Genomic DNA, 11,796 nt, shown 5'->3' with positions numbered 1-11,796 from the left:
TTGGCCTCTTAGGCTTTGATGTTGTCGAGAAGGCCCTGCAGCAGGGCCGAGGTTTCGTTGCCGCCAGCGCTCGGCGTGGCGGACCCGGCAGCGCTCGGCTTGCCGTTGAACAGCGATTTCAGGGTGTCGCGCCGCATGGAGCGGGAGTGGCCCGCCTTGGCCATTGCCGCCTCGACCAAGGCCAGAGCCTTACGCCCACCCGATGCCTGCTTGGCATCCTTGGTGGCGGCAGCTCCGTCCAGAAGGCCATCGGCAAAGCCGTCCTCTACCGCCTGGGCGGCGCCGATCCAGGTCTCTTCGTCCATCATCCGGGCAGCTTCGGCCTCGGTGACACCCGAGCGGGCCGCGTAGACCTTGGCCATAGCCGTGTCGAAGGGCTCCAGCAGCTTCGCCGCATCGGCCATATCGTGCCGATTGCCGATGGCCACCGCCCAAGCGTTGTGGATCATCAGGAATGACCCGTCGCCCATCAGGATCTCGTCGCCTGCCATCGCGATCACCGACGCCGCCGACGCGGCCAAGCCCATGACCTGTACACTCACCCTGCCCGGGTGCTCACGCAGCAGGTTGTAGATCGCGACCCCCTCGAAGAAGTCACCGCCCGGCGAATTGATGTTGACGACCACGTCCTTATCGCCGATGGCGCGAAGAGCGGCGCTGATCCGCTTGGCGGTGACGCCGGTCCCCTCCCAGTTCTCGCCGATTGAGTCATAGATCGAGATGCCGTTTGCATCGTTTCCAGCGGCACGAACTTCGGGTTCCCAGCGTTCGAGCGCGTCGGGGCGCATATCGAACTGGGCCGCACCGAGCCGTCGCTCGGCGCGGATTTCAGGCAGCTTACGCAGGCTCATTGCTCTTTCCCTTCTGTGTCATGGGGTTGATCAGGTCATTAGCCCCGGGCTGGTCCGATTCCGGGTAATCCAGCAGGTCGCGGATCTCGTTCTGCGTGTGGAACGGGGCCGTGCCGCCCGAGCCAAGAGCCGCTTTGAAGAAGTCCGCCTGGTCTTTGAGGGTGCCGCGCATCAGTGCCCGCACGTTGAACTTCGGCTGGTATCGCTCCAGATCCCGCTCAGGGATCAGAGACCTTGCAGCGGCCTGCTCCCAGTTGGTGAAGTTCTCCAGCATCGTGTACTGCAGGAAGAAGATTCCCAACTGCTCGATGCCGGTGCCCCAGCTGGTATCGCTCAGGAACAGGAGCGGACGTGGCACACCGTAGAGCCTGGCCACTTCCTCCACCTGTGCGCTGCGGTTCTCGACGTGTTGGGCCTCTTGGGCAGTGCTGCCGAACTTATTCGCCTTGGCGTTCTCTTCAAGCAGCATCCAGCGCTGCGCCGCCGCGGCGCCGGCATATTCGGTATCGAGGGACGTACGCATCCTCTCGTACGCGACGTCGCTGAGGGCGTTAGGGACCTCGATGGCGCCACCGGCCATGTTGCCCGTCTCAAAGATCCGGCTCGCTGCCTGCTCCGCATCCAGCGCCAGACGGATCGCGCGATCTGCCAGCTTCATTCTCGACAGGCTGGTCACGCCATCCACGGACAGATCACGGATGTGCAGCACTTCCTCCTGCTTGAGGATCACCTCTCCGCGCTTCTTGCTGTTGAACCGGTAGATCATCCGCCAGTCGTCGCCCAGTTCGGCGCGCACCGCGAGGGAGTCCAGTGGGATGAGGTGGATCGGCCGCCCGGCGGACCACACGATACGCGCGTAGGCATCGCCGTGGCGCTGCCTGGCCAGTTCCATCTGCCGCTTGAACTCGAACGGTGTCTGCCACGGATTCGGCTTGACCTTGAGCAGGTGGTGCGCCGGATGCTCAGTCGCTATCCGCTTCTTCCCGCCCGATTCAATTACGTTCAGCGGCAGCATCCCGATGGTTCCGCAGATCAGGGAAAGGCACCTCAACACCGCCATATTGCGCAGCTGGTAGCCGCCACCGCCGTGACCACTCTGCGACCGAATGAACTCCAACAGAGCCGGGTCATCCATCCCCTTGAACTGGCCTGCCTCAGCGCGCGCACCTTGTGGCCGCGGGGCTGGAGGGTTCCAGAGGCGGTCCAGCGATTTGAGGTCTTCTTCGTTGAACCTGGACATTGCGTTTCCTATAAGAATCGGATGCCCCGCTGCTCATAGACGGAGGCAGGCGCGACCGATGAATGTGCGGAGCCAAAAGCCATCACCACGGCGACCGCGGCATCGATCTTGTTGACCGAGCGGGCCTTCGACAGCCAGCGGTTTTCCCACTTGTCGCTCTCGATGACGGCCGACATGATTGCGGACACGAGCACGGGGTTTCCGAGCAAGCGGACGCGCCCTTCCAGGAGGGCCTCTTCGAACAACCGGAGCGATCCGGGCATCCAGAGCCCTTCGGGCGGCGGCTTGCCGGCTGCAGCGGCTGCCTTTACTGCCGCCTCCGATGGCCTGCCCTTCTTGAGACCACCCTGGGGGTGCTCCACGAACGAAACGGAAAGCCCAAGCTCCTTTACTTCCTCTTCGAACTGACGGAACGCGTACCGGTCGTAAGCCACTTGGACAACTTCGAAGTCTCGGTCGTACTCCGCGACCGTCTGCGCCACGTGTCGATAGCTGATCGTCTGGCCGGCTGGCGCGTGTAAGTGGCCCTTGTCGATCCAAGTGCTGTAGGGCAGCTTGTCGCGCAGTTCGCGCGCCCTGACCGTATCTCTCGGCGTCCACGCCTCCACCCACGCATCGAATGTGGGCTTGTTGACCAGTGTTTTCTTGCCCTCGACCTCTACCAGGACCTCCTTCGATCCGGTCTCCACTACCGCGCCTAGCGCCGTAATGTCGCGGTTCTGCGACAAGTCCAGTCCGAGATGGGCGCGCTTACCGTGATGCTGCGCCTTGTCGAACGACTGCATCGCAGGCTCGACAATCTCTCGGCTCATCCACGCCTGGTCGGCATCGGTCCACATGCAGAAGTTGAGCCGCAGGATCTCGTTGAGCTTGCTGGGGATCTGCTTGGCCAGATCGACACGGGCCCGCAGGTACTCTTCAGTGATCGTGATGCCCAGCATGGGGTTGGCTTTCAGCCAACAGCTCGGGTCCTCCAGCGGGTCGTCTCCCTCATCGAGGCCGCACACGAACGAGAACGTGCGGTCATCAATGGGCTCGCCAACGAAGGTCGGATCGTTCACCGCCTCGTGGTGGCCAGCTGCGACCTTGACCGCGTGCTCATGCTCTGCCCAGGCGACGCTGTTCCGGTCACTTCCCGAATTGGTGATCATGAATAGAAGAGGGGAACGGCGGAACTTGAAGCCGTTCTCCATCATTTCGATGATCCTGCCGTCTGCCATCTCGTGCACTTCGTCCGCCAGGACAAAATGCGGCCGGTAGCCCGAGCCCGTCTTGCCAACGTCCCGGGATGCCGGCCGGAAGTAGCTCTGCGACTTGTGGTGGGCGATGTTGTATTCCTTGCCCTCACCACCCGAGAACTCAAGCCGCTTCTTCAGCGCCGGCGACGCCTTCACCATCTTGACCGCATCGCGGAACAGGATGCCTGCCTGGTCCTTGTGCGAGGCCACCGCGTACACTTGGGCGCCGGCCTCCTGATCGGCGCAGAGCCCGATCAGCGCAATGCCGCCCGCCATGGGCGATTTGCCATTGCCCTTGCCCTCCTCGATGTAGGCGCGGCGGAAACGACGGGTTCCGTCCGCCTGCTTCCAGCCGAACAGACTGCCGATCTTGAAGGCTTGGCTGGCGTGCAGCTTGAACGGCTTGCCCTCGAACTGGCCCTCGCTCAGTCGCAGCACCTCCTCGAAGAAGGCAATCTTCTTGTCGGCGGCATCGCGGTCGAAGTACAGGCCACGCTCGTGGGCGTCCTCCAGGTCTTTCAGGTGTCGCCGGCAGGCATTGCGCACGTGGGGGCCCGCCACGATTCGGCCTTCGACCACCGCCAGCGGGTACTCGCTGGTCCGGCAGTTAGAAATGCTTGTCGTCCGGGTCTTCGTCTTCGCCTGAGCCATGATTCACTTTTGTCTCATCCACCGGGGTGGCGCCGAGCTTGGATAGCAGTGAGCCCAGCGCCTGCATCGCGGAAACGCCCATCTCGGGGTCGGTCGCCATTCGCGCGGCCAGGATGCAAACCTGGCGGAGCAGGAGTCGGTGCCCGGCATGCAGCCAGGGCATGTTCTCCACCTGTTCCTTCCAGACGGCCACCTGCTCCTTGGTCATGCCCTTGTACGGCGCGCCGATTGCTTTCGGCCCCTTTGGAGTTTTCCGGTTTCGGTGCCGTTGCGGATTCTTTGCCGCAGCGCCAGACACTGCGGCTTTTGCCGCTGGCGTACGGGGATTTGCCATGTTCGCCCCTCCTTGAGGGGGTCGTCTTTCCAACTGTGGATGCGCCAAGAACAGGGGGCGCACGTATCGCCGGGCAATCGGCTCAAACTTTTGAGCCCCCCTCCCCTTCTTCGTTCAGCTTTCTGTGGATAACTTCGCGCCGCTGCCGCTGGCCTACTTGATCGGCCAGCCGTCGGCGTCGCACCCCACCACCATGTGCTGATCGTTCCCGAAGCCACCATCCTCCCGGGCCGTCTTTCGGCTATGGCAGCTGATGCACATCGTCCGCAGGTTCTCCGGGGCGTTGTTGTTGGGGTCGCCGTCCACGTGGTCGACATGGGCTTGGCCTCGACCGATGCAGAGAACACCGCATCCCTGACCCTGACATCGGTAAAGGTCCCGAACCAGAATCGTCTCCCGCAGCGCCCGCCAAGCCCGGCTGTTAGTCGGCAAGGCCCGCTTGGCCTGCCGGTTACCCGCGAGTCCACGGGGACTCATCAGTACGGTTCCCCGTCCAGATCCACGCGCTCCGGCTCGGCACCTTCGTCCTGTACCGGTGCGCCGGCTTCCTCGCCCAGCAGCTGCGCCACGGACTGCACCAGCATGCCCACATGCAGCGTCAGCTCGGCGATCTGCTTGCCCTGCTGCTCGATGATTCCTACCAAGCGCTCGATACGGGCATCGGTGCTGCCGTCAATTCGTGTCAAGTCTTCAATCCGTACTACGTCCATCGTTCGCCCTCGTTGTCCGCAGCACCAGGCCGCGGCAGATCCACCACTCGACCCGCTCCCAGTCCGGTTCCATGCCCGTGGTCCGGGCAAACCACGCCACGGCAGCCAGATACCACCGCAGCCACCAGCGCAGGCGGACCGACACAGTCACTGTCGCGTGCATCAGAACTCCTCCACTTCCCAGCCACCGCCGTCGCGTTTGCGCCTGACCTTCACCGCGATGAAGCGGAATGGGTACATGGCCGCTGCGATCTTGATCTTGGCCCGTGCATCGTCCTGCCAGTGTCCCTTCACCTCATGGCATTCCATGACGCCGTCGGCAGCCATGACGGCAAAGTCCGGCGTGTAGAACGTGTTGTCTGCCAGCCGCAGCTTCATACCCTCGAACCGGTGCCATTGGACCTCGCCCGCCGCCTGCAGCGCGCGCAGCCGCTCGGCATACGCAGCCTCGGTCTTGTTCATCTCACCGGTCTTCAGCCGGCCGAGAGCTAGCATTCGATCAGTGCCAACTTGCTTCGCCATCAGCATCCACCTAACTCGTGCAGAGCCGTCCTAGTTGCACAACAGCCGGACGCAGCTCGCAGCTGCGCCCGGTCGTTGGGCTGCCTTCCTTAGCAGCGGTGCTTCTTAGTTGGCGTTGAACACCAGGTTGAAGCGTGCGTCCACACTCCAGCTGCCGCCGGAGTTGGTGGCTCCCAGCGAGAACGAGAAGCCGCTGCCACCACCCCAGTTGCTGCCACCGAAGCTGACGGTGAGGCCGCCGTTCATCGAGCCGCTGATGCCGGCAGTGATGCCGCCTCCGAAGTTGTAGGTAGCACCGATGCTGTTCTGGTTGAAATCAACCGTGGTGCTGCCGAACTTCAGCTTGCCGCCGATGGCAAGACCGCTGTTGGTGTCATAGACGGTGGTCACGTTGGCGTTCTCACTGCCGACGGTGTAGCCGATCGATGCCGAAACGTGCTCGTTGCTGTAGCTCAGGCCGACGTTGGTCATACCCTCCTTGACCTGGAGAGTCGCCGATCCGGTGCTCACCTTGCCGCTCACCTGCAGGCCATCGACATTGCCCTTGTAGTTGACGCCGACAATGTCAGCGCCGCGGAACATCGGGTTGGACTCGATGTACCAGCTGTCGTCGGGAACGGGTTCGGTATCGGTCGGATCACCCGGACCCATCGGATGGACGTCGGGCAGCTGGCTCTTCTTGATGTCTTCGTCTTTGCTCATGGTCTTTCTCCTTGGTTGGCCCTTTCGGGCGGTCGATTCAAGCCCCGGGCTCCTTGCCCGCTCCCGCGCGCGAACAAGCGCGGGGCCCCTGACCTGAAATGCAAAAGGCCGCTTTCGCGGCCCGTGTTCTCTCTCTTAGCTATGACTTCTGTTGCAGCTAGCGCGCGTTGATCACCGATTGACAGGCGCGGACGTGGTCTTCGGCGTCGGTGACGATTCGAACAACAGCTCCGACAACCTCTGGACGTAGTTCGGCTTGCGCATCACGTTCGACGGCGCCGGCTGCGGCTTCGGACAAGCGAGCGGTGTGACAGGTGGCGAGGTCGTTGCGCAGGCGGAGATTGCCATTGCGCAGGTCAGCCACAACAGCAGCGGGTATCGACTCGGCCGCGGTACGGTCTTCTTCATGCTTTGCTCCAATGTCGGACAGCTGTAGGGCCTGGACGTGCTCCGTGGCACGGGCCTGATTGACCTGGCCGGCGACTCCCTCTGCACCGATGGCGCGCTGGTTCGCTTCCACTCCCTCGGCTCGGTCTCCACGCCAGGCCCAGCCGGCACCGAACATGGCCGCAGACCACAGGGCGATGCCGACGACGACGATGGCGATGGCGATGCGGTTCATTCGGAGCCTCCTGCCCGAATCGTGTCGTTGTCCGGATCAAACGGGGGCGGCTCTAGGCTTGCGGCGCGCATGAGCCCTTCAAGCCGGTAGATGTGGCGGATCAAGCGCAGCTCCCTGGCCTCCATTCGTCCAACCCGTTCCCCCAGCCGGGTCACTTCTTCGCGCATCAGCTGGATCACGTTGACCTCGGCACCTTCCCTGGCTGTCTCCACGAACTGCTTGCGCCACCACAGCGCGACACCGCCAGCGCCAACCATCAGACCACCAGCGGCGGTGCCGACGGCCTGCCAATCCACGCTGCCCCCGATCATGGCGCCACCGTCCCACCCGCCTTGCGATAGACCGCCAGTAGCACGGCTGGCTCTTTCTCCGGCTGCCCATACCCAGCGCCGGGCAGGCTTGCCCAGATGTTCCGCACCTTGGCGATGACTTCTGCAATGCGGCCCGACTGGATCAGTGGCAGCGCGCGGCGCTCGCGGATCAGCTGGATGGCCCACAGATCCTGCGACAGCGGCCCGAAGTCAGGCAGCTTCAGCAGCGCGCGATAGTGGGCGTAGTCCTTCAGCATGAACTGGTAGCGGCCCGACGCATTCGAGGTCAGGCCCTTGCTGTTGATGCGCTTGGACTTCCTGCCACGCGAGAAGGGATGCACCGAGTAGTCGGTGAACACCTCCGGCACACGGTCAGCGCCAGTCACGATCACGTCGTAACCGCGGTCTTTGGTCGCCGGGCTCGTGCTCGTGCCTTCTGCCCAGGCCAGCATGTCGAGGAAGGCCACGACGTTCACGCCGCCAGCCTGTTGGGGAGTGATCTGCGCCATGGCGTCTCCTTGGAAAGAAAAGCCCCGGCTTGGCCGGGGCTTGCGTCTGGATGGTGGGAAGAATGCGCCTGTTTTCGATGACCTAGGAAGTCATCGCTACGCGGCCTTTGAAAGAGCCCTGTTGAACTTCCTTGCAGCGCGCGACTCGGCGGCCCGGAAGCTGGCCAGCATCCACTCGTACACCGGCCGCCAGAACCGGCTATAGGCGGACCAATCGGCACCGATGGCAGCCGCACGCTTACGACCGCTAAGTGGCTCATGGCCGCTTCCACCGCACTCCACGCAGTTCACGACGCCAGCGACACGTTGATCCAGAAGAACCCTCTTCCCACCACAGCACGAGCACTCCGGTGATCCGGCCATTTCAGAGATCACCGCCCCCGCCAAGACTCCCAACTGCTCCATCGTGTTGTTCGGCCAGGCGGCAGCGCGAGCATTGTCCAGGGCGTTCTCTGCCCGACGCAGTTCCCGGCGCTGAACTTCCGTGACTACCCCGCCCCAGCCCATGCTGGCTTTGGCGATGCCGTACTCAGTCCGGGCATCTGCGAGCGCGTGCATCTGGCGGGTGAACTCGGGCGCGACCAAAGAGACAACAGCCTGGCGCAGCTGCTCCCGCCTCCGCTGACCGCTTTCCGGCCACCACAACGCCTGCAGCAGCTCCCGGCCCAGGCCAGCCGGCACGTATGCCAGAGCGGCCACAATCTCCTCCGTGCTCGGTCCGCCGCCGCTCCCGTCGAAGCTCAGTGCCTTCGGGCCCGTCCGGCTGGACAGCAGTTCGCGTGCTTCGTTCATTCTCATGCGCCTTCCCCTTAGTGGTTTGCTCGAACAGCGCCCGATCGCGCCAAGTGGCCTTGGAGGCCGGCAACGCTCATACCGCGTACTCCCAGCTGGCAGCAATTCGTTGAATCTGACCGCCGCGCGCCTCGAACTGTTCGACGGTCTCGGCTGCTCCGAGTGTGATGGTGCCCTGCCTCAGTCGCTTAGGCCGCGACACGGTGTTGTGATCCATCCGCCGCTCACGTGGCGCGACTTGAAGGTTCAGCCTCGGCACCAAGGTCTTCGTCTTCTTCATGCTGTCGCCCTCAGTTCGTTGATGTAGGTCTGCTGTGCGATCAGGTCGTCGTCCGATCCGAACGCCTCGTGGAATCTCTTGGACCAGTGCAGGGGTGGGCCCCAGCGGGCCACCATCTCCTTCTGCGTCATGTGTTCTCTGCGGTAGCGCTGGTGATGCCACTGGCACAACGCGTAGCCGAAGAAATGGCCGCGCCGGATGTTTCCTGACTTGGCGTGGTTGTATTCGCAGCCGTAGATCACGTGCTTCTTTGCCATCAGTCCCTGCGCGAAGCGAACGAGGCACGCCATGCACGGCCCGGTCTTCGCCAGTTCGATGCGTGCTGCCTCTGCCGCAGTTGGCGACGGTGCGTTCGACCACATCAGCGCAGCTCCGGAATCGGGCCGGCGTAGCGGGTGATCGGGATCCGTCGCATGCCATCGCGCCAGACAGTCATCCCGCGAGTCGCGTAGACCACCAGTGGCTTGATGCCGTAGCCATAGGCCAGATACCAGCCCGCCTCGGCCACCGGCTCGCTCACCGGGCGCACTTCGACGTTGAAGTGATCGGGGCTCATGCTGCTTTGCCCTCCAGCAGCGCCACGATCTCGGCCAGGCGCACACGGGTCCGGTCGTTCGCTGTCGGCGACGGCTCAACCGTTCCGGTCAGCAGCGCCACCGGGTTGAAGGCCGGGGTGGCGGGCGGCAGTGCTAGGTAATCAGCCACCTGCTCCTCCAACAGCTGGCCAGCGGCCACCGCTTCCCGCAGGACCCCATCCCGACCGGACACGTCGCCGCCAAGGGACAGCTGGTAGCTGGCCGTGCGGTGTGCAGCGCGCGCCTCCTTCACCAGACGGGTGTACACCTCCAGGAATGCTAGGCGGGCGGCGATCTTGTCGCCTGCCTGCACCAGCGGCAGCGCCAACGCCCACGCATCGCGGGTCTGCTCAGTCCACACCACGGTCGCACCTTCGTCGGCGGCGCGGATCGCGTTGGCCCATGCCTCATTCGATGCCGGGTGCCCGTCCTCGATGCGCTCCAAGACCGCAGCCAGCGACAGGCGTCCCTTCAGCTCACGGCGGCACGACGCCAGCGCGCGCTCCAGCATCGGCAGCGGGTACTGCGCCAGATCCGAAACCATGAACACTGCGGCGCTCGGGCTGATCCGGTCGCCGATCACCTCGGCGGTTGCTACCAGCAGCTCGACCAGCCGCTCCTGCTCGAAGTCATTGAGCATGGCTGGCCCCCTTGATCTTCCGCAGCAGTTTCTTGGCCTCTTCGGCGGCATTGGCGTTCGACTGCGTCTGGTCCTGCTGCTGGGCGCTGGCCTGCGTCATCTGGCGGCCGGTGGCCCACTGAGTGCGGTACGCCTCGCACTTCGTCAGCAGCGCGCCCAAGTCGTGCATGTTCTGCACCACGTAGCGCTCGTTGACGGTCAGGAACCATGCGGCGACCAGCGGCGCCTCGCTGTAGCCCAGCCGCTGCACGATCTGCCGGACGCTGCTGTTCACCTTTGCGTTGCGCACCGGCGCCACACCGTGGCGGGTGCGGTAGGCGCTGGCATAGGCCACCCAGGTGGCCCGGCAGGCAGCCTGCAGGTCGGTCTCGGAATCCACCACCAGCGGCGCGGCCGTCAGGCCCGCCGGAGATGGCGGTTCTCCTGACGGTTCCTTGAGGGTTATATGACGGTTAGGCGGCACGGGGCGCACCCCCAGAGCTGCGCCCGGTGCATCCCCTCCTGCATCGGGCGCATCCCCTCCTGCAGCGGGCGCACCCCCTGCATGGGGCGCACCCCCTGCGCCCGGTGCAGTACCTGCTTTCCCCGCCTTGCGTCCGGCCTTCGACGGCGCCGCGGCCTTGTCGAAGCTGGCGGGGGTTACCTTGTAGACCGTGCTGCTGTTGAAGCGACGGTCGCGGGTCAGCAGGCCCACGGTTTCCAGATGATCCATCGCGGTCCGCACAGCGCGCGCGGACATGCAGCAGCGCGCGGCAATGGTGCCCACCGCCGGCCAGCACACGCCGTCGTCGTTTGCCTGATCGGCCAGCGAGATCAGCACAGCCTTCTGCGTAACGCTCAGGCCCTGCAGCGGCCAGCACTGCGACATGATGATGGTCGACATGTCAGAGCCCCAGCGTCAGGTTCTCGCCCGGCGCAACCGGCCACCAGGTGCAGGCGCTGCGACCCGACACGGAACAGGGCTTCTTCGGGCCGCGCCAAACACGGCCGGTTTCCGCCAGCTCGGGGAGCCGCCGCGCCAGCACATAGCGGCACAAGCCGGTTTCCTGGGCCAGCTCAAGGCTGGTAAGGCCAGGATGGCGCTTCACTGCTGACGCTGCTGCGGCCTGCTGGTCACCCTGCAAGCCGGATTGAACGACGTACCTGGCGGCCTCGTGACTGGTGCTGAGGTCGGCTGCTCGGGCCGGATGGCTCATCGACGCGCCCTCCCCTTTGCTGCAGCGCGCGACACGTTGCGAATCAGCCGGTGCGCCATCGTGATCAGCGAATTGGCCTCTTCCACCATCAACTTGGCCTCGTCACTGTCTATCTGACGGTCTGCCATCGCTTCTACGGCGGTGCCAGACAAGCGCCCCACCCGCGTAGTGATCTCCAGCAGCTTTGTCTGGATGGCGCCAATCTCGTCGGACCATCCGCCCTCCGGCGGTGGCGGAACGGTGGCGACGGCCATGCCGAACTGCCCGGCCAGCGCCTGCATCCAGTCCAAGGCGTAATCGCTGCCGCCCGCCTTCTCCTGCATCCACTCGGTTAGCAGTTCGGCGATTTCCAGCGTTACCGATTCACCCTCCAGCCCGCGCAACTTCGCGCGCAGCGTCTCCGGGTGCATGGACTTGCCGCGGCGGGCGGCCAGGAATGCGGCCGCATCCGCAACACCGCCGGGCGTCTTGCGCACGGAGTTGTAGAGAACGTCGAGCCAGTTTAGAGCGGATGTGCGGCAGGTCATGGGTCACCTTGGCGAAGGCTGTGTTTCAAGGTTCCGGGCTGGGCCCGGCTGGCGCACGATGGGCGCTATGGAGATCAACAACTCACGGACGAGGGG

20 protein-coding genes are annotated in these 11,796 nt (G+C 64.4%); all 20 read right to left on the bottom strand.

From position 1 onward, the window contains the following. Nucleotides 1-8 precede the first annotated feature (8 nt). A complete protein-coding gene (locus ACVOME_RS07815) occupies nt 9-851 on the bottom strand; it encodes a head maturation protease, ClpP-related (protein ID WP_481504938.1) in 843 nt (280 codons plus the stop codon). Further along, nucleotides 838-2,091, bottom strand: a complete 1,254-nt coding sequence (locus ACVOME_RS07810) for a phage portal protein (RefSeq protein ID WP_481504937.1) — start codon at nt 2,089-2,091, stop codon at nt 838-840. Before ACVOME_RS07810 ends, ACVOME_RS07815 begins: the two co-directional genes overlap by 14 nt. An 8-nt stretch (nt 2,092-2,099) precedes the next feature. Continuing rightward, nucleotides 2,100-3,980, bottom strand: a complete 1,881-nt coding sequence (locus ACVOME_RS07805) for a terminase large subunit (RefSeq protein WP_481504936.1) — start codon at nt 3,978-3,980, stop codon at nt 2,100-2,102. Then, nucleotides 3,937-4,314 carry a hypothetical protein gene (locus tag ACVOME_RS07800; protein WP_227844817.1) on the bottom strand — a complete coding sequence of 126 codons (378 nt, stop codon included), beginning with the start codon at nt 4,312-4,314 and terminating at the stop codon, nt 3,937-3,939. Before ACVOME_RS07800 ends, ACVOME_RS07805 begins: the two co-directional genes overlap by 44 nt. Before the next feature lie 153 nt (nt 4,315-4,467). Beyond that, on the bottom strand, nt 4,468-4,791 hold the full coding sequence (locus ACVOME_RS07795) for an HNH endonuclease (RefSeq protein ID WP_429001213.1): 324 nt from the start codon (nt 4,789-4,791) through the stop codon (nt 4,468-4,470). Next, a complete protein-coding gene (locus ACVOME_RS07790) occupies nt 4,791-5,000 on the bottom strand; it encodes a hypothetical protein (RefSeq protein WP_322522979.1) in 210 nt (69 codons plus the stop codon). The genes ACVOME_RS07795 and ACVOME_RS07790 overlap by 1 nt, the downstream gene beginning before the upstream one ends. 4 nt (nt 5,001-5,004) lie before the next feature. Then, a complete protein-coding gene (locus ACVOME_RS07785; protein ID WP_481504935.1) occupies nt 5,005-5,187 on the bottom strand; it encodes a hypothetical protein in 183 nt (60 codons plus the stop codon). Then, the gene (locus ACVOME_RS07780) at nt 5,187-5,486 is read right to left on the bottom strand and encodes a DUF1064 domain-containing protein (protein WP_164687975.1); all 300 of its coding nucleotides are present in this window, start codon (nt 5,484-5,486) and stop codon (nt 5,187-5,189) included. The genes ACVOME_RS07785 and ACVOME_RS07780 overlap by 1 nt, the downstream gene beginning before the upstream one ends. A gap of 165 nt (nt 5,487-5,651) precedes the next feature. Beyond that, complete coding sequence (locus tag ACVOME_RS07775) at nt 5,652-6,248, bottom strand: hypothetical protein (RefSeq protein WP_322522978.1); 597 nt, start codon at nt 6,246-6,248, stop codon at nt 5,652-5,654. A gap of 157 nt (nt 6,249-6,405) precedes the next feature. Next, nucleotides 6,406-6,870, bottom strand: a complete 465-nt coding sequence (locus ACVOME_RS07770; RefSeq protein WP_481504934.1) for a lysis system i-spanin subunit Rz — start codon at nt 6,868-6,870, stop codon at nt 6,406-6,408. Beyond that, nucleotides 6,867-7,181 carry a hypothetical protein gene (locus ACVOME_RS07765; RefSeq protein WP_322522977.1) on the bottom strand — a complete coding sequence of 105 codons (315 nt, stop codon included), beginning with the start codon at nt 7,179-7,181 and terminating at the stop codon, nt 6,867-6,869. Before ACVOME_RS07765 ends, ACVOME_RS07770 begins: the two co-directional genes overlap by 4 nt. Continuing rightward, complete coding sequence (locus ACVOME_RS07760) at nt 7,178-7,690, bottom strand: glycoside hydrolase family 24 protein (protein ID WP_481504933.1); 513 nt, start codon at nt 7,688-7,690, stop codon at nt 7,178-7,180. The genes ACVOME_RS07765 and ACVOME_RS07760 overlap by 4 nt, the downstream gene beginning before the upstream one ends. A 96-nt stretch (nt 7,691-7,786) precedes the next feature. Beyond that, the gene (locus ACVOME_RS07755) at nt 7,787-8,482 is read right to left on the bottom strand and encodes a hypothetical protein (RefSeq protein ID WP_481504932.1); all 696 of its coding nucleotides are present in this window, start codon (nt 8,480-8,482) and stop codon (nt 7,787-7,789) included. A 76-nt stretch (nt 8,483-8,558) separates the two neighbouring features. Then, nucleotides 8,559-8,762, bottom strand: a complete 204-nt coding sequence (locus tag ACVOME_RS07750) for a hypothetical protein (RefSeq protein ID WP_481504931.1) — start codon at nt 8,760-8,762, stop codon at nt 8,559-8,561. Then, nucleotides 8,759-9,124 (bottom strand): Ref family recombination enhancement nuclease, encoded by a 366-nt coding sequence (locus tag ACVOME_RS07745; RefSeq protein ID WP_481504930.1) that lies wholly within the window; start codon nt 9,122-9,124, stop codon nt 8,759-8,761. The genes ACVOME_RS07750 and ACVOME_RS07745 overlap by 4 nt, the downstream gene beginning before the upstream one ends. Further along, nucleotides 9,124-9,318 carry a hypothetical protein gene (locus tag ACVOME_RS07740; RefSeq protein ID WP_005418745.1) on the bottom strand — a complete coding sequence of 65 codons (195 nt, stop codon included), beginning with the start codon at nt 9,316-9,318 and terminating at the stop codon, nt 9,124-9,126. The genes ACVOME_RS07745 and ACVOME_RS07740 overlap by 1 nt, the downstream gene beginning before the upstream one ends. Next, on the bottom strand, nt 9,315-9,977 hold the full coding sequence (locus ACVOME_RS07735) for a hypothetical protein (protein ID WP_481504929.1): 663 nt from the start codon (nt 9,975-9,977) through the stop codon (nt 9,315-9,317). Before ACVOME_RS07735 ends, ACVOME_RS07740 begins: the two co-directional genes overlap by 4 nt. Next, a complete protein-coding gene (locus ACVOME_RS07730; RefSeq protein WP_481504928.1) occupies nt 9,967-10,860 on the bottom strand; it encodes a helix-turn-helix domain-containing protein in 894 nt (297 codons plus the stop codon). Before ACVOME_RS07730 ends, ACVOME_RS07735 begins: the two co-directional genes overlap by 11 nt. A gap of 1 nt (nt 10,861) precedes the next feature. Further along, on the bottom strand, nt 10,862-11,173 hold the full coding sequence (locus ACVOME_RS07725; protein ID WP_481504927.1) for a winged helix-turn-helix domain-containing protein: 312 nt from the start codon (nt 11,171-11,173) through the stop codon (nt 10,862-10,864). Next, nucleotides 11,170-11,700: a phage regulatory CII family protein gene (locus tag ACVOME_RS07720; protein ID WP_481504926.1), complete on the bottom strand. Its 531-nt coding sequence runs from the start codon at nt 11,698-11,700 to the stop codon at nt 11,170-11,172. The genes ACVOME_RS07725 and ACVOME_RS07720 overlap by 4 nt, the downstream gene beginning before the upstream one ends. Between the last annotated feature and the right edge of the window lie 96 nt (nt 11,701-11,796).

This window comes from Stenotrophomonas sp. STEN008, assembly GCF_056760435.1.
The sequence above is the reverse complement of the archived record's forward strand: the minus strand, read 5'-3'. Positions and strand labels throughout refer to the sequence as shown.